The following is a 16144-nucleotide window of genomic DNA, read 5'->3' as shown; positions in this document are numbered from 1 at the left end:
CGCGCCTCGTTCTTGGGGTGGGACATTCAGGGGCGGGTCGTCCGGGGGTGGGTGAGGTCGTGCCACGCGACGAGCACGAAGGCCCCCGCGAGGCCCAGGTGCTCGAAGAAGGCGTTGGCGGCGAGCATGCGCTCGGCCCCCGCCAGGGTCCAGAAACGGTTGGCGAGCAGGGCGGCGGCGAGGGTGAAGGCCGCGAGCGCCAGCGCGCCCGCCCAGCGCCAGAACCCCGAGAGCACGAGCGCGGAGGCGCCAAGCTCCAGGGCGATGACGGCGAGCGCCATGGGCGCGGCCGGAGCGAGCCCGAAGTGGGTCATCTCCGCCACCGCGCCGGGGAAATCGAGCACCTTCGCGATGCCGCCTTGGAGATAGGCGCCGGTGAGGGCGAGGAGGGCGAGCGCCCGCACCGGCGCGGGGGTGATAAGCCGCCGCGCCAGCCGCTCGGGGAGGGAAGTGCGCGGCGCCGCCACGGCCTGCCTCACACCGCCCAGCAGGCGCAGCCGAGCGCTCCGAAGAAGGAGCGCGCGTCCGCCACCGGCAGGCGTGAACCCCACGCTTGGGCATGGGCATGGCCGTGCACCGTGCAGGCATTGGCGCAGCCGCAGGCGGAAAAGGCGCGCCGCTCCGCCGCCGGGCGCGGCTGGTAGCCGCCGAAGGTGCGCACCGGCGACCAGTCCGGCATGGCCGGCGGCAGGGCCGGGGCGAGTGGCTTGAACTCGTCCGCCCCGTGCACCGGTGTGCCGCCAAGCAGGGTGAGCACGGCGGTGATGTCCTGGATCTCGTTCTCCGGCACGGAGAAGTAATCCTCGGAGAGCACCACCAGGTCGGCGAGCTGGCCGGCCTTGATCTGCCCCTTCTTACCGGTCTCGCTGGAGAACCAGGTGTTGGCCTCGGTCCACAGCCGCAGCGCATCCTCGCGGCTGAGCTGGTTGGACGGGGGATAGAGCGAGAGCCCGCCGAGCGTGCGCCCCGTCACCAGCCAGGAGAGGGAGACCCAGGGATTGTAGGAGGCGACGCGGGTGGCATCGGTGCCGGCGCCCACCTTCAGGCCGGCATCCAGCATGCGGCGGATGGGCGGAGAATGCTCGGCGGCGCGCGCGCCGTAGCGCTCCACGAAGTATTCGCCCTGGTAGGCCATGCGGTGCTGCACGGCGATGCCCCCGCCCAGCGCCGCCACCCGCTCGATGTTGCGCGGGGTGATTGTCTCCGCGTGGTCGAAGAACCAGTTGAGCCCGGCGAGCGGCACGTCCGCGTTCACCTTCTCGAACACGTCGAGGGCGCGCGAGATGGTCTCGTCATAGGTGGCGTGGAGGCGGAAGGGCCAGCGGTTCTCCGCCAGCAGCCGCACCACGGGCTCGAGGTCGCCCTCCATGTTCGGCGGCATGTCGGGGCGTGCCTGCTGGAAATCCTCGAAGTCGGCGGCGGAATAGACCAGCATCTCGCCGGCGCCGTTGTGGCGGTAGAGGTCGTCGCCCGCGCCGGGGGTCACCTGCTTCGCCCAGCCCGAGAAATCGGCCAGCTCGCCCTTGGGCTTCTGGGTGAAGAGGTTGTAGGCGATGCGCACGGTAAGCTGCCCCTCGCGGTGCAGCTCCTCGATGATGGCGTAGTCTTCCGGATAGTTCTGGAAGCCGCCGCCGGCGTCGATGACGGAGGTGACGCCCAGGCGGTTCACCTCGCGCATGAAGTGGCGGGTGGAATTCTTCTGGTATTCGGGCGGCAGCTTCGGGCCCTTGGCCAGGGTGGCATAGAGAATGGTGGCGTTGGGCGCGGCGATGAGCAGGCCCGTGGGGTTGCCGGCCGCGTCGTGCACGATCTCGCCGCCGGGCGGGTTGGGCGTGTCCCTGGTGTAGCCCACCACCCGCAGGGCGGCCGCGTTGAGCAGCGCCCGGTCGTAGAGGTGGAGGATGAACACCGGCGTGTCCGGGGCGATCGCGTTGATCTCCTCCAGGGTGGGCAGGCGCTTCTCCGCGAACTGGTGCTCGGTGAAGCCGCCGACCACGCGCACCCATTGCGGCGGCGGCGTGATGGCCACCTGCTTCTTCAGCATCTCCATGGCGGTGGCCAGCGAGCGCACGCCGTCCCAGCGCAGCTCCATGTTGTAGTTCAGCCCGCCGCGGATGATGTGCATGTGGCTGTCGATGAGGCCGGGGATGACCCGCCGCCCGCCGGCATCGATGGTGCGCGTGTCCGGGCCGGCGAGGGCCATGGCCTCTGCAGCCGTGCCGGCGAGGAGGATGCGGCCGTCCTTCACCGCCACGGCCTCGGCCTGCGGATTGGAACGGTCCAGGGTGGTCACCCGGCCGTTGAGGAGGACGAGATCGGCGGTTGCGGTCATGCCTTCGTGCCTTCGCGCGTGTGAGTGGGGTGGCGGCGGTGCCCCGCGTCCCCTGAAACGCCGGGCCGTCCGTCTTCCGCGATGGATCGCCGCCGGCCGTGCCGGCGGGCGGGCCCTCAGGAGCTGTGCCTGCGGTCCTCGCCGGGCGGGTCCGTGGGCGTTGCCTCCTGCTGGAGCGCGGCATCCGCCTGGCGGCCGGGAAGCTGGCCGAGCACGTGGTCCGCGCAGTCGGCGAGGCCGATGGCGGCGCGCAGGCTGTCGCCCTGCAGCAGGTGGCGCGCCACCGGCACCACCTGCTCGCCCACGAGAATGCCGAGGAGCCCAACCAGCGCCACCACCGGCGGCGCCGGCGAGCGCACGTTGATGAGGCTGTAGACGATGCCCACGAGGATGCCGGCCCCGAGCGAGGCGAGATAGAGCTTCATGCCGTCCACGCTGTGCGATGGGCGGCGCCGGTGGGGCCGGCGCCGCGGGGGGATCAGGCCTTCACGAAGGCCAGGAGGTCGGGGTTGATGACCTCGGCGTTCACCGTCAGCATGCCGTGGGAGAAGCCGGGGTAGGTCTTCAGCGTGCCGTTCTTCAGCAGCTTGATGGAGAGCCGGGCGGCATCGTCGATGGGCACGATCTGGTCGTCTTCGCCGTGCAGCACCAGGGTGGGCACGGTGATGGCCTTCAGGTCGGCGGTCTGGTCGGTCTCGGAGAAGGCCTTGATGCCGTCGTAATGGGCCTTGGCGCCGCCCATCATGCCCTGGCGCCACCAATTCTCGATGACGCCCTGGCTGGCCTTCGCGCCCGGCCGGTTGAAGCCGTAGAAGGGGCCGGCGGGCACGTCGAGGAAGAACTGCGCCCGGTTGGCGGCCAGCGCCGCGCGGAAGCCGTCGAACACCTCGATGGGCAGGCCGCCGGGGTTGGCGGCGGTCTTCACCATCAGCGGCGGCACGGCGGAAACCAGCACCGCCTTGGCCACCCGGCCCGAGGGCTGGCCATGCTGCGCCACGTAGCGCGCCACCTCGCCGCCGCCGGTGGAGTGGCCGATATGCACGGCGTTCCGAAGGTCCAGCGCCTCCACCACCGCGAAGGCGTCGGCGGCATAGTGGTCCATGTCATGGCCGTCGGAGACCTGGGTGGAGCGGCCGTGGCCGCGCCGGTCGTGGGCGACCACGCGATAGCCGTTCTGGAGGAAGAACAGCATCTGGGCGTCCCAGTCGTCGGCCGAGAGCGGCCAGCCGTGGTGAAACACGATGGGCTGGGCATCCTTCGGGCCCCAGTCCTTGTAGAAGATATCGACGCCGTCCTTGGTGGTGACGAAGGGCATGGGGGAGTTTCCCTTGGCTGTGACTGGGGAAGGGGAGGGCGCGCCCGTGGGCGCGTCGGCGGCCCGGGCTGCCGCCGGCAGGCCCAGCGCCGCCGCGAGGGCCGCGCCGGCGCCGAGGCCGAGCACGCTCCTGCGGGTGGCGCCGGGCGCGGCGGCCGGGGGAAGCACGGCCGGCGCCATGCTCAGTGGCCCTCGGACGCGCCGAACATGGTCTTGGCGTAGATGACGCCGAGGCCGTAGGCGCCGCCGAACTTCTTCGCCACGCCGGTGGTGAAGTCGTAGGTCTCGGTGCGGGCCCAGTCGCGCTGGAGCTCCAGCAGGTACTGAAGCGCGGTCATGGGTCGGGCACCGGCCTGCACCATGCGCTCCATGGCGCGCTCGTGCGCCTCCTCGGAGACATCGCCGCAGGCATCCGCGATGACATAGACTTCGAAGCCCTGGTCGATGGCGGACAGGGCGGGGCCGACGATGCAGACGCTGGTCCACAGGCCGCTGAGCACGATGCGGCCCTTGCCGATCTCGTTCACGCGGGCGATCACCGCCGCATCCTCCCAGGTGTTCATGGAGGTGCGGTCGAGCAGCTTCTCACCGGGCAGGGCCTCGGTGATCTCGGAGAACATGGGGCCGGAGAAGCTCTTCTCCGCCACCGTGGTGAGGATGGTGGAGACGCCGAAGCCGGCCGCCGCATGGGCGACGAGGGCGGCGTTGTTGCGCAGATTCACAGCGTCGATGGACTTGGTCGCGAACGACATCTGCGACTGGAAGTCGATCATGACGAGGGTGTGGTCCTTGGGCGACAGCAGCAGGGCGCCGGGAGCGGCAACGGCGTGGGGCAAGGCACTTCTCCTGTTGATGGACGGGTCAGCTCGCGACACATGACGGGTCCCCCGGCCGGGGCCGGGACACGCCTCCTCGTTCCCGCTCCAGCCTGCGCGCAGGCCGGAACGGGCCGGGTCCGAAAATGCCCGGACGGGCCGTGGAACTCAGATGGCCGCCGCCTATCCCCCGTGTGGAACGGCAGGCCCGCGCCGCCGCCGTAACGCGGCAAAGCGGGCATTGGTTCCGGGAAGGCACGTGGATTGGTTTCCGCGGCCGGCGGGGGCGGGCGCGCGGGATTCCAAGGGGACGGTCATGGCTGTGACTACCGGCGGTCCTTGTGTCGCGCCGGGACTATCGCGCCGCGCCCGTCGGGCGTCTTGCACGAAAGGGGGGATTCTTGAACGAAAGCACTCCGGTTGTGGGCTACTGGCGCCGCCGCCACGCGCCGGGCGTGACCCCCGTGAGCTTCGTGAATACCCGCGTCATGTGGCTCTGGTCGGAGAAGCCGCAGGCGACGGCCACGTCGGCGATGGGCAGGGAGGACTGCACCAGCAGGTCGCGCGCCCGCGCCACCCGGTGCCGCAGCAGCCAGTGATAGGGCGTGACGCCGGTGGCCGCCCGAAAGCCGCGGATGAAGGCGCTGCGGGAGACGCCGCAGGCGTCCGCGATGTCGCCGACCAGGATCTGGCCGTCGAGCCCGGCCGCGAGCATCTCCTTCGCCCGCGCCAGCTCCCCGTGGGAGAGGCCGCGCGCCCGGCTGTCACGCGCGGTGCCGCCATGGTAGCGCCGGGCCACATGGCTCTGCATGGCGAGGATCACGTGGTCCACGAACACGGGCGCGGCCGAATCGGGCGCCGCCAGCGCCGGCAGCAGCGCCTGGGCAAGGTGCGCCAGGACCGGGTCATTCTGGCCCGGCGCGCAATAGAGCCCGTCGGTCACCGGAAGCTGGAGCTCGGTCAGGGTGCGCTCCAGCGCGCTTGGGGAAATCTCGATGAGGCAGAAGTCGAAACCGCTCTCCATGTCCGCGCGGTAGGGATCGGAGAACGGTCGGAGGTAGCAACCTCCGGTATCGAAGCTGCTGAGGGTGGCGCGCTTGCCGGCGATGATGCGCCGCCGGTGTCCCGGCGAGAGCGCCACGCCCAGCAGCAGACCGCGCCCGCTCGGCGGCGTCTCCACGCGCCGTGTCTCGCCGGCGGCCATGGTGCGGCGGTAGGCGATGAAGCCGGGACCGGCCAGCTCCTGCTGGCAGCCGAGCGTATCGAGCGCGCAGCCCAGGCTGTCGCGGGGCTTCTTAGCGAGAGGAGACGCGGGCCGACGGCCGGCTGCGGCGTTCGTTGCGGACATCAATGGTGGCCCCCACCGTGTCTCCGGCCGATGGGGCGGTTCTGCGCCCGCTGCGGGCGCGGTTGTCCCGCAGCGCCGGTTCGAGGCCGCGCAGCTTGGGCCATGGCCTTGAAATGTCAATGCGCCCGCGGCGGGAGCAGGCCGGAAACGGACGCGCGGAGGCGGTGCCTCCACGCGGGGGTATCAGTCCACGTCGTCGACGCTGTCGGGTCCGCCGCCATAGGCGCGCTGGGCGAGGGCGGCCTGCATGAAGGAATCGAGGTCGCCGTCCAGAACCTCCTGCGGCGTGCCGGAGGTGACGCCGGTGCGCAGGTCCTTCACCAGCTGGTAGGGCTGGAGCACGTAGGAGCGGATCTGATGGCCCCAGCCGATGTCGGTCTTGGCGGCCTGCTCGGCGGCGGCTTCCGCCTCGCGCTTCTTCAGCTCCATCTCGTACAGCTTGGCGCGCAGCATGTTCCACGCAGTGGCGCGGTTCTTGTGCTGGGAGCGGTCGCCCTGGCTCACCACCGCGATGCCGGTGGGAATATGGGTGAGGCGCACGGCGGATTCGGTCTTGTTCACGTGCTGGCCGCCGGCGCCGCCGGAGCGCATGGTGTCCACCCGCACGTCCGCCTCGTTGATCTCCACCACGATGCGGTCGTCGATCACGGGGTAGACGTCCACCGAGGAGAAGGAGGTCTGGCGGCGGGCGTTGGAATCGAACGGCGAGATGCGCACCAGCCGGTGCACGCCCGCCTCGGTCTTCAGCCAGCCGTAGGCGTTGTGGCCCTTCACCTGGATGGTGGCGGACTTCAGGCCTGCCTGCTCGCCCGCGGACTCGTCCACCAGCTCCACCTTGAAGCCGTGCCGTTCCGCCCAGCGGGTGTACATGCGCAGCAGCATCTCCGCCCAGTCCTGGCTGTCGGTGCCGCCGGCGCCGGCGTGGACCTCCAGGTAGCTGTCGTTCGAATCGGCCTCGCCGGAGAGCAGGGAGTCGAGCTCGCGCCGGGCCAGCTCCACCTTCAGCCCGTCGAGGGCGGCGGCAGCCTCGGTCACGACGCTCTCGTCGCTCTCGGCCTCGCCGAGCTCGATCAGTTCGATATTGTCGGCGAGATCGCGGGCGACGCGGTCGACGGCGCCGAGCCCGTCCTCCAGCGTCGTGCGCTCCTGCATGATCTTCTGGGCCCGGTCCGGCTCGTCCCACAAAGTGGGGTCCTCCACCATGGCGTTCAGCTCGGCCAGGCGTCGGCGAGAGCGGTCCACGTCCAGGTGGGACCGCAGCAGGTCCAGGGATTGATTGATCTCGTCGACTTTCGCGGCGAGTTCCGCGCGCATGGCTTCATGGTCTCCGGGTGGGGCCGCGGAAAATAGCGGCGGCGGGCGCGGGTGTAAACGGCGCAGGCGGGAAAGCATCGCCGGGCCCCGCCCTGGAAAGCGGAGCCGGTGGCGTGCGGGCGCGGGCGCCGCCGCGCAGGATCAGGCGTGGCCGGCGGCGGGGCGGATGTGCTGATGGAGCCGGGCGGCGAACCAGGCCTCGAAATCCTCGGTGGAGAGCGGCCGGGCGAACAGGTAGCCCTGGGCCGCGTGGCACTTCAGGTCGCGCAGCAGCGCCATCTGCGCCTCTGTCTCCACGCCCTCCGCCACGACCGACATGCCGAGGCTCTGGCCGATGCGGATGACGGCGGTGGCCAGGGCCTGGGAGTTCTGGTCCTGCTCCAGGCTCATCATGAAAGAGCGATCGATCTTCAGCTCGGCGATGGGCAGGCGGGCCAGGGACGACAGGCTCGAATAGCCGGTTCCGAAATCGTCCATGGCGATGTGCACGCCGAGCCCCTCAATGGCGCGGGCGGTGGCGAGGGAGTTCGGGTGCTGGTCCATCATCACGCGCTCGGTGATTTCCACCCGCAGGTCCGAGGGCTCGACATTGTGCTGGCGCATGCAGCCGGAAATCACATCCACGATGGTGCCGCTGCGGAAGCTGAGGGGAGAAAGGTTCACCGAGATGTGAGGAACCGGCAGCCCCTCCGCGCGCCATTTGGCGATCTGCGCGCAAGCGGTCTCCACGCCCCATTCGTCGATGCCGTCGACAAGGCCGTATTCCTCGGCAAGGGCGATGAAGCGTGGTGCGGGTACGTCTCCGTGCACGGGATCATGCCAACGGCTGAGGGCTTCCACGCCATGGAGCGTGCCGTCGGATATGCACACCTGGGGTTGGTAATACTGCTTGAGCGCCTTGTTCTGGATGGCCTTGCGCAGGGCCACCGAGAGCACGAGGCGGTTCTGCACGCGCTGGTTGAGGTCCTCGGTGAAGAAGCGAAACTTGCCGCGCCCCTCCCGTTTGGCCTCGTACATGGCGGTGTCGGCGTGCTTCAGCAGGGTCTCGGCGTCGCGCCCGTGCTCCGGGAACAGGGTGATGCCGATGCTCACCGACATGGAGAGGTTGAGCCCCTCGATGTTCACCGGCGCGGCGAGATATTCGAGCAGGCGGGCGGAGATGCGCGCCGCCTCGTCGCCGCGGCAATTGTGGATGAGAATGACGAACTCGTCGCCGCCGATGCGCCCCACGATGTCGCCGGTGCGCAGCTGCGCCTTGAGGCGGCGGGACATTTCCACCAGCAGGCGGTCGCCGGTGGTGTGGCCAAGGGTGTCGTTGACGTCCTTGAAGTGGTCGAAATCGAGGAACAGGAGCGCCAGCGGCAGCTTGAGGCCGTCTGCACGCAGCAGCTCGTCGCTCATGAGATGCAGGATCTCGCTGCGGTTGGGCAGGCCGGTGAGCGAGTCCATGGAGGCGAGGCGCGCGATGTGGCGCTTGGATTCCTGCCGCTCCAGAGCGAGCGCGCACAGGTGGATGCACGCATTGACGATCTGCTCATGCCAGGCGGTGGGCCCGCGGCGGTCGGCGAAATAGAAGGCGAATGTGCCGGCCACCTTGCCGGAGCGCAGCTTCACCGGCACCGACCAGCAGGCGACGAGGTTCGGCGGCAGCGGCAGCCAGCGGAAATCTTCCCATAGCGGGCTGGTGGCGATGTCATCCACCAGCACAGGCTCGCCGAGGAAGGCGGCGGTGCCGCAGGTGCCGACCTTGGGACCGATGGCCACGCCTTCCAGGGCGGCGCTGAAATTCTGCGGGAGGCTGGGCCCGGCGATCGGCTGGAGCAGGCCTTCATCGCTCACGGCGATGATGGAGGTGATGACGCCGGGCGCGATGGCTTCCACCTTGCGGCAGATCAGCTCGGCGACGCTGCCGAGCGGCTCGTCGGAAACCACGGACGCGAGCACGTCACGCTGCAGTTCCTCTATCTGCTTGATTTGCGTGATGTCGGCGAGCACGGCGACGATGTTGGTGATGTCGCCCGTCACGCTATCGATCACACGATTGAAGGTCGCAGACACCCACACGCCCTTTCCTGAGCTGTCCCAGAATAGTACCTCTTCCGTGAAGCCCGGCAACTGTTTTAGGCGATCAATGAGACGATCCGTTAACCCATTTGAGGTATCATCGTTCGAAAGCAGGGAAAAAGGCGATTTCCCAGTAGCTCCGCGGGCGTGTAACCGAACATTTCCGAGAAGGCTTGGTTGATGTAGACGGCTTCGCAGTGTCCGCTCATGACCATGACAGCCCGTCCGGTCGTTTCCGCAACCAGAGAGAGTATCCGCATCTGCTCGCGGCGGCGCACGTCGTCGGTGATCTCGCGGACGAACGCGGTGTAGAAGACCTTGCCGTCCATGTCGGCGCGCGAGAGGGCGAGCTGGCCCCAGGCATGCGTGCCGTCTGCCCGTTCCACAGGCACTTCCCGTGTGGTGCCGACGATCCGCTCCACGCCGGTTTTGCGCTGGGTCTCAATGAAGCTGTCGTGCTGGCCACGCCACTGCATGGGCACCAGGCTCGAAACATTCTTCCCCAGAGCCTCCGCCCGCGGCATTTTCCAGAGCCGTTCGGCGGCGTCGTTGAAGAAGATGACCTCGTTCTTGTCATCAATGAAGACGACGGCATCCAGGCACCGGCTCAAAGCCAGTTGGTTGAGATCCTGGGCCACCTCGTCTTCCATGATGTCCCGCCCCCCTGCGGTTCCCCGTTGCGATCCCGGCGGCGCGTGCGCCGTCCTGGCCCGCAGGCGTGGAGCCCCATTTTGAGGGACGCGCGGATACCGTCAAGCTTATCCAAAGCTTCGTCGCGACATTATTCTACCGTGCGCGGTAGCCAGCCGCGCATTCTGTGAATGGGCGCAATATGTTGACGGAATCTCAGAACGCAGAGGAAAACCTCTCCGCCGTGCCGCGGCGGCCTCAGTAGAGGCCGCCGGTTCCGGAACTGCCGTCGGCGGGTACGCCGCTGGGCGAGCTGCTCGAATAGTCGGCCGAGTAATAGCTGTCGGGCGGGGCGGTGCCGGGCTTGAAGCCCTCCAGGATGGCGTTGCCGTCTCCCGAGCCGGTCCGCTGCCCGCTCTTGCGGTCGATGCGCACCAGCTTGATGCCGGCGGGCACCTTGAAGGGAATCGCGGGCCTCTCCGCCAGCGCCACCTTCATGAAGTCCCGCACCACGGGCGCGGAGATGAGGCCACCGGTGGAGCCCTTGCCCATGGGCTTGGGCCGGTCGTAGCCGAGATAGACGCCCACCACCATCTCCGGCGTGAAGCCGATGAACCACGCGTCCTTTTCTTCGTTCGTGGTGCCGGTCTTGCCGGCGATGGGCTTGCCCAGCTCCTTCAGTGCCGTGCCCGTGCCGTGCTGGATCACACCCTCCATCATGGAGGTGATCTGGTAGGCGGTCATGGGGTCGAGCACCTGGGGGCGGCGGTCGATGAGGGTGGGCTCCGGCTGGTTCGCCCACTGGTCGGCGTCGCAGTCGCGGCACTCGCGCTCGTCGTGGCGGTAGATGGTGTGGCCGTAGCGGTCCTGGATGCGGTCAATGAGGGACGGCGTCACCTTGCGCCCGCCATTGGCGATCATGGCGTAGGCGCCCACCATGCGCATCAGCGTGGTCTCGCCGGCGCCGAGCGCCATGGAGAGCATGGGCGGCATGTTGTCGTAGATGCCGAAGCGCTTGGCGTATTCGGAGATGATCGGCATGCCGATGTCGTTGGCGAGGCGCACGGTCATCACGTTGCGCGACTGCTCAAGGCCGAAGCGCAGGGTCTGCGGTCCGTAGAACTTGCCGGAATAGTTCTCCGGCCGCCACGTGGCCTGGCCGGCCTGCTCCAGCTCGAAGGGGGCGTCCACCACGATGGAGGAGGGGGTGTAGCCGTTGTCGAGCGCCGCCGAATAGACGATGGGCTTGAAGGAGGAGCCGGGCTGCCGCATGGCCTGGGTGGCGCGGTTGAACTGGCTTTCGTCATAGGAGAAGCCGCCGGAGAGGGCGAGCACGCGGCCGGTGGTGGGCTCCATCACCACCATGGCGCCTTCCACGGCGGGAATCTGGTGCAGGCGGTACTGGCCCTGGCGGTCGGCGATGGGCTCCACATAGACCACGTCGCCGGTCTTCAGGAAGCTGGAGATGGGCCGGCGGGTCCACTTGGCGCCGTCGGCGGTGATGAGGCCCACCTCGCGCTCGGTGGAGCGCGCGCCGGACTTGGTGCGCGGCGGCTGCAGGCCGATGCGGGCGGAATCCTTGCTCACGTCCAGCACCACGGCGAGGCGCCAGGGGATATCGGTGAACTCCTTCACCTCGCCGAGCTTCACGCCCCAGTCGGCGCCGGTGATGTCGATATGGGTGACGGGCTTGCGCCAGCCGCGCTGCTCGTCGAACCGCACGAGGCCGTCGGAGAGCGTCTTCTTGGCGAGCACCTGCAGCTTGGGGTCGAGCGGGGTGCGCACCGAGAGGCCGCCGGCATAGAGCTTGCCCTCTCCGTAGCGCTCGAAGATCTGGCGGCGCACTTCCTCCGCGTAATATTCGGCGGCGAAGATCTGGGCGCCGGAGGGGCGCGGGGTCACTTCCAGCGGCGCCTTCTTGGCGGCGTCGCCGTCCTCGGGGGAGACGAAGCCGTTCTCCACCATGCGGTCGATCACCCAGTTGCGGCGGTCGGTGGCGCGGGCGCGCTCGCGGAAGGGATTGTAGGTGGAGGGCGCCTTCGGCAGGGCGGCGAGGTAGGCCACCTCCTGCACGTTCAGCTCTTCCACCGACTTGTCGAAATAGACCAGTGCAGCCGCGGCGATGCCGTAGGCGCCCATGCCTAGGTAGATCTCGTTGAGGTAGAGCTCGAGGATGCGGTCCTTGGAATAGGCGCGCTCGATGCGCAGCGCCAGGAGCGCCTCCTTGATCTTGCGGTCGACGGAGACCTCGTTGGTGAGGAGGAAGTTCTTCGCCACCTGCTGGGTGATGGTGGAGGCGCCCTGGGGCCGGACGTTCTTGCCGTAGTTCTGCAGGAAGAAGGACGCGGCGCGGAAGATGCCCGTGGGGTCGACGCCGCCGTGCTCGTAGAAATTCTTGTCCTCGGCGGAGAGGAACGCCTCGATGACCAGCTTCGGCACCGACTGGATGGGCGTGTAGAGCCGCCGCTCCTTGGCGTATTCGGCCACCAGCGATCCGTCCGCCGCGTGCACGCGGGTCATCACCGGCGGCTCGTAGTTCTGGAGCTGCGTGTAGTCCGGCAGGTCCTTGGAATACTTCCATACGAGATAGGTCGCGCCAGCCGCCCCCACCAGCAGGACGAGGGAGAACAGCGCGAACAGGAAGCCCAGAAACCGCAGCAACAGACTCATCTCGCAGGGCCCCTCCACATGATTGCCGCGCATGCCGCAGGGGCATGCTGCCCGGTTTCGTCCGCCGCGCCGGAACCGCGGAGACATCGCCTTACCGCGATTATCCTCCGCTGCGAAGCGGCAGATGCCGCAGCGCACGGCGAACCGACGCCGCGCGGCCATCACAACAGCGCGAAGCCGGGCACCGGCGGCTGCCGCCGCGCGGCGGGCATCCGTGCCCTATGGCCGGCAAACATGGCCGCTTCGCGACGGCGGCAGGGGAAGGGCGGCCGCACACAACCGCCGCGGCCTTATCGCGCAAGGCGCGTGGGCGCACGGCGGTTCATAGCGGGGCGAATCGTGGCGGGTAGGTGCGCCGTCTGGTGCGCCGTCAGTCGGCGGCCTTGCCGGGCTCGGCGCGGGCGGTCTGGCCGGCGGCGCGCGTCGCGGCGAAGAAGTCGCCGATGGCGGCGGCCATGGCGTCGCTCACCTGGTCGCGCCAGGCGTCGGAGGTGAGCAGCTTCAGGTCTTCCTTGCTGGACATGTAGCCGAGTTCCACCAGCACGGAGGGCACGTCATGGGCGCGCAGCACGCGGAAGCCGGCGGATTTCAGCGCCCCGCGGTGGGTGCGCGCGACGCCCTTCAGGCTGTGCACCAGCTCGCGGGCGAAATGAGCGGAGAAGGAGCGGGTTTCCCGCTGGGCGAGATCCACGAGGATCCCCGCCACCGCGTCGGATTCGTCGCTCAGGTTCACGCCGGCGATGAGGTCGGCCTTGTTCTCCTGCTCGGCGAGGCGGGCGGCGTCGGCGTCGCTCGCGGTCTCCGAGAGGGTGTAGACGCTGGCGCCGCGGGCTTTCCCGTCGTTGCGCGCGAGGGCATCGGCGTGCAGGGAGATGAAGAGGGAGGCCTGGTGGGCGCGGGCGATGCGCACCCGCTCGCCGAGGGGGATGAAGACATCCGCGTCGCGGGTCATCACCACCCGGTAGGTCCCGGTCTTCTCCAGCTTGTCGCGCAGGGCACGGCCGGTTTCGAGCACGATGTTCTTCTCGGCATAGGCGCTGTAGCCGGTGGTGCCGGAATCGATGCCGCCGTGGCCGGGGTCGATGACGATCACCGGCCGGGTGTCTCCGGCGGCGGGCGCGGCCACCGGCGCGGGCGCAGCGGCCGGGGTGCGGGCGGCGCTGGCGAGGGTACGGGCGAAGGTGGCGGCATCGGTGGGCACGAGGTCCACCACCAGCCGCGCGGGCTGGTCGTCCGCGGCATCGAGGATGAATGCCTTTTCGATGGCCACCGGGCCGCCGGCATCCAGCACCATGCGCGCTTTGCCGGGGGCCAGCACTCCGTAACGGCAGGCGGTGACGATGCCGCGCTGGAGCTGCTCGGGGGCCGGCGCCATGGCGAACACCACGTCGTCCAGGTCCACCACCACCCGGTACGGGTCGGCGAGGGTGAAGGTGCGGATTTCCACTGGCCGGTCGAGATCGAGCACGAGGCGGGTGCGTCCCTCGTCCCCGGCGATGCGGGCGTCGCGCGCAAGCACCGGGGGGCGTGGCGCCTCGGCCGGCCGGCCGATGCTCCCGGTGGCGTCCATCCCTGCGTCGGATGTCACGGCGTCCGGCCCGGCGGCGCGGGCGGGCGGGCCCAGAACCGCCCCGGCAAGGAGCAGGGGCAGCAGCAGACGACGAATCGATCGGCCGCCGGCGCCCGGCGCGGCAGGTCGAAAAGCTGTGATGTGCCAAAAGGCTTGGACCATGCGCATCCCGTCGTGCCGGCGACCGGGCGATGCCCGCCTTTTCAGGGGGCGCCGCTCCGCAGTCCGTTCAGGGATAGGGGCAGGTCCGTTAACCTTCGGTTGACACCTCGCCCGCGCCCGGTGGACGGCTGCGACGTCGCATTCACGACGGTATGAAAATGGTGTGTCGGCAAGCCGCCGCGCGGGGGCGCGGTGCGAAGGCCGAATGCCTGCACACGCATAAACCTTGCCAAGCATCGATCAGGGCGTCTACAAAAGGCCGGTACACAGTTCGCGTTCCGGACCAGGCCCTTCGGCCTCCGGCTGCCGCGGCTGCCGCGGGTGCTCCGCCGGTTTGGAAGTCTGCGTGGTCCTTGCGGCGCGCGCTTCATCTTCGGCGCGGTGCCGTTCGTCGCAGGTCGTTCTCCCCGGGCGCGGAGCGCCGGGGAGGGATTTCGGCGGCATATGGCGCGGTGGTTCCGGCAGCCCTCCCGAAAGATGCCTTCGAGGAACGATCTGGGGAATCGGGCGGGCGTGTGCCGTAGCCGGACCGGAGCCTAGGCGCCGGGGCCGGTTGGACCTTTCATCGAGGACCGGGTAGCCGAGGGCATGGACCTTTATCCGCACGACCGGCGCGTTCGCCGCGCCAGAGTGTGCCCCGACGCCGCGGGTGTGAATGACACGCCCCGGCGCGACCGAGCCTCTGCCTCTTTTCGTCATCACATCCGGCGTTCCAGCGGCGTTCCTGCGGGGTCCTGCGACACCCCACGACGCCTGCGGCGGGGCTTTGGCTCCGGCGCCGTGAAGAGAGAATTCCATGGCCAACAAGATGCTCATCGATGCGACCCACCCGGAGGAGACCCGGGTCGTGGTCGTGCGCGGGAACCGGGTCGAAGAGTTCGACTATGAGTCCGCCTCCCGCAAGCAGTTGCGGGGCAACATCTATCTGGCGAAGGTCACGCGCGTGGAGCCCTCCCTCCAGGCGGCGTTTGTGGAGTATGGCGGCAACCGCCACGGCTTCCTGGCCTTCAGCGAGATCCACCCCGATTACTACCAGATCCCGGTGGCTGATCGCCTCGCGCTGATCGAGGAGGAGGAGCGCGCCGCCCGCCTCGCCGAGGATGAGGCGGACCTGCGCGAGAAGCGCCGCGAGCGCGGCCGCTCCAAGCGCTCCCGCGCCGACGCCAGCGTGAGCGAGGATGCCGCGCCGGCCGAGGAGGCGGATGCCGCCGCGGTGCTGGCACCGGAAGGCGAAGCTGCGGCAGATGCGCCTGTGGTCGCCGCCGTGCCGGCCGATGAGGCTGTGTCCTCGGATGCCTCCGCTGCCGCCGCCGGAAGCACCGACGAAGTGGAGGCCGCCGAGGGCTCGCCCGCCGCTGCGCCTGCTGAGGCTCTTGCCGAATCTTCCACGGAATCCGGCCCCGAGGCGGAAGCGCCCCGGCATGTGGATACCGTGACGTCCCTGCTCGCCAACGCGGAGGCTGCGGAGCAGGAAGAGGAGCGCGAGGAGGCCGTCGCCGAATCCGCCCTCGGCACGTCACTGCCGGCTCCCGCCGAGCAGGCGCACGCCGACGAGGCCGAGCGCCGCCACGAGGCGGAGGAGGGCGAGGTGCAGCCCGCCCCCATCCTGCCGGAGGACGAGGACGCCCCCGTCGAGGCCCGTCGCTCCGACGACGACAAGGATGACGACGAGGAAGATGAGGACGACGGCGACGTCGACCAGATCGACGAAGAAGAGGAAATCGAGCACCTCGGGTCCGACGAGGACGCGCTTGAGGAGGTGCCCGAGCGCGCGCCCCAGCGGCGCGCCCGCACCTACAAGATCCAGGAGGTCATCCGCCGTCGCCAGGTGATGCTGGTGCAGGTGGTGAAGGAAGAGCGCGGCAACAAGGGCGCGGCGCTGACCACCTACCTCTCTCTCGCCGGCCGCTATTCGGTGCTGATG

At 69.3% G+C, this 16144-nt stretch carries 11 protein-coding genes and 1 pseudogene; 1 reads left to right on the top strand and 11 read right to left on the bottom strand.

The features are described from left to right. Positions 1 to 26 precede the first annotated feature (26 nt). From V5F61_RS17235 to V5F61_RS17185, 11 genes are all read right to left on the bottom strand, one after another. Positions 27 to 467, bottom strand: coding sequence for a DoxX family membrane protein (locus tag V5F61_RS17235; RefSeq protein ID WP_393989218.1), 441 nt, complete (start codon positions 465 to 467; stop codon positions 27 to 29). Between the two features lie 8 nt (positions 468 to 475). Continuing rightward, entirely contained in the window at positions 476 to 2332 is a 1857-nt protein-coding gene (locus V5F61_RS17230; protein WP_393989217.1) for an amidohydrolase, read from the bottom strand. A 116-nt stretch (positions 2333 to 2448) separates the two neighbouring features. Beyond that, positions 2449 to 2757, bottom strand: coding sequence for a XapX domain-containing protein (locus V5F61_RS17225; protein WP_393989216.1), 309 nt, complete (start codon positions 2755 to 2757; stop codon positions 2449 to 2451). A 53-nt stretch (positions 2758 to 2810) separates the two neighbouring features. Next, the gene (locus V5F61_RS17220; protein ID WP_393989303.1) at positions 2811 to 3647 is read right to left on the bottom strand and encodes an alpha/beta fold hydrolase; all 837 of its coding nucleotides are present in this window, start codon (positions 3645 to 3647) and stop codon (positions 2811 to 2813) included. Between the two features lie 182 nt (positions 3648 to 3829). Then, complete coding sequence (locus V5F61_RS17215) at positions 3830 to 4420, bottom strand: hydrolase (RefSeq protein WP_393989302.1); 591 nt, start codon at positions 4418 to 4420, stop codon at positions 3830 to 3832. A 469-nt stretch (positions 4421 to 4889) separates the two neighbouring features. Further along, positions 4890 to 5810 (bottom strand): helix-turn-helix domain-containing protein, encoded by a 921-nt coding sequence (locus tag V5F61_RS17210; protein WP_393989215.1) that lies wholly within the window; start codon positions 5808 to 5810, stop codon positions 4890 to 4892. A gap of 183 nt (positions 5811 to 5993) precedes the next feature. Further along, a complete protein-coding gene (gene prfB, locus V5F61_RS17205; protein ID WP_393989214.1) occupies positions 5994 to 7124 on the bottom strand; it encodes a peptide chain release factor 2 in 1131 nt (376 codons plus the stop codon). Between the two features lie 141 nt (positions 7125 to 7265). Continuing rightward, positions 7266 to 9188 carry a putative bifunctional diguanylate cyclase/phosphodiesterase gene (locus V5F61_RS17200; RefSeq protein ID WP_393989213.1) on the bottom strand — a complete coding sequence of 641 codons (1923 nt, stop codon included), beginning with the start codon at positions 9186 to 9188 and terminating at the stop codon, positions 7266 to 7268. Positions 9189 to 9268: 80 nt separating this feature from the next. After that, entirely contained in the window at positions 9269 to 9838 is a 570-nt protein-coding gene (locus tag V5F61_RS17195; protein ID WP_393989212.1) for a PAS domain S-box protein, read from the bottom strand. A gap of 238 nt (positions 9839 to 10076) precedes the next feature. Continuing rightward, positions 10077 to 12488 carry a penicillin-binding protein 1A gene (locus V5F61_RS17190; RefSeq protein WP_393989211.1) on the bottom strand — a complete coding sequence of 804 codons (2412 nt, stop codon included), beginning with the start codon at positions 12486 to 12488 and terminating at the stop codon, positions 10077 to 10079. Positions 12489 to 12858: 370 nt separating this feature from the next. Next, positions 12859 to 14220: an N-acetylmuramoyl-L-alanine amidase gene (locus V5F61_RS17185; RefSeq protein ID WP_393989210.1), complete on the bottom strand. Its 1362-nt coding sequence runs from the start codon at positions 14218 to 14220 to the stop codon at positions 12859 to 12861. 796 nt (positions 14221 to 15016) lie between these two features. Here V5F61_RS17185 and V5F61_RS17180 point away from each other — a divergent pair. Continuing rightward, positions 15017 to 16144 (top strand): annotated as a pseudogene (locus V5F61_RS17180) (ribonuclease E/G); the annotation flags it as partial.

This window comes from Xanthobacter sediminis (assembly GCF_043195015.1).
Classification (GTDB): Bacteria; Pseudomonadota; Alphaproteobacteria; order Rhizobiales; family Xanthobacteraceae; genus Xanthobacter.
The sequence above is the reverse complement of the archived record's forward strand: the minus strand, read 5'-3'. Positions and strand labels throughout refer to the sequence as shown.

Excerpts from the sequence above, each read along its gene's own strand:
- V5F61_RS17220 (WP_393989303.1), bottom strand. The coding sequence starts at position 3,647 with ATGCCCTTCGTCACCACCAAGGACGGCGTCGATATCTTCTACAAGGAC.
- V5F61_RS17190 (WP_393989211.1), bottom strand. The coding sequence starts at position 12,488 with ATGAGTCTGTTGCTGCGGTTTCTGGGCTTCCTGTTCGCGCTGTTCTCC.
- V5F61_RS17230 (WP_393989217.1), bottom strand. The coding sequence starts at position 2,332 with ATGACCGCAACCGCCGATCTCGTCCTCCTCAACGGCCGGGTGACCACC.
- V5F61_RS17225 (WP_393989216.1), bottom strand. The coding sequence starts at position 2,757 with ATGAAGCTCTATCTCGCCTCGCTCGGGGCCGGCATCCTCGTGGGCATC.
- V5F61_RS17215 (WP_393989302.1), bottom strand. The coding sequence starts at position 4,420 with ATGATCGACTTCCAGTCGCAGATGTCGTTCGCGACCAAGTCCATCGAC.
- V5F61_RS17210 (WP_393989215.1), bottom strand. The coding sequence starts at position 5,810 with ATGTCCGCAACGAACGCCGCAGCCGGCCGTCGGCCCGCGTCTCCTCTC.
- V5F61_RS17195 (WP_393989212.1), bottom strand. The coding sequence starts at position 9,838 with ATGGAAGACGAGGTGGCCCAGGATCTCAACCAACTGGCTTTGAGCCGG.
- V5F61_RS17185 (WP_393989210.1), bottom strand. The coding sequence starts at position 14,220 with ATGGTCCAAGCCTTTTGGCACATCACAGCTTTTCGACCTGCCGCGCCG.
- prfB (WP_393989214.1), bottom strand. The coding sequence starts at position 7,124 with ATGCGCGCGGAACTCGCCGCGAAAGTCGACGAGATCAATCAATCCCTG.